Below are 409 nucleotides of genomic sequence, written 5' to 3' on the forward strand. Positions count from 1 at the left end.
GGCATCGACGAGGAGCACGTCTCCCGGTTCGAGGTTGCGCGCTCGCTGACCACGGGCAAGGTCACGCTCACCGATTACGACTATACGCAGTCACTGGCGAAGCTCACCACCACCGCCACCGACCACCGCGAGCGGGCCAACGACAATGCCGAAGAATTCGGCTGGGGCGACTACTCGCAGCCGCTGGCCGGGGCGATGGGGCTGTCGGCGGATCCGAATGATGTCCGCTTCGAGGGCGAACACCTGGCGCGCGTGCGGCTCGAAGCGCACCGCGCGAAGAGCCTGCGCGCCAGGGGCAAGGGGAATCTGCGCGGGCTGATGACCGGCTATACGTTTCACCTCGAAGGCTATCCGCTCGCGCCGGGCAACGGTGAATATCTGGTCACCTCGACGAAGATCGGGATCGTCT

General features: G+C 65.8%; 1 protein-coding gene. It reads left to right on the forward strand.

Features of this window, described 5'->3' with window-relative positions:
• Window positions 1-409, forward strand: a 409-nt coding sequence (locus PQR02_RS40835) for a contractile injection system protein, VgrG/Pvc8 family (protein ID WP_408243455.1), incomplete at both ends; no start/stop codon positions are given.

Source organism: Paraburkholderia sediminicola (genome assembly GCF_046026895.1).
GTDB classification, from domain to species: Bacteria; Pseudomonadota; Gammaproteobacteria; order Burkholderiales; family Burkholderiaceae; genus Paraburkholderia; species Paraburkholderia sediminicola_C.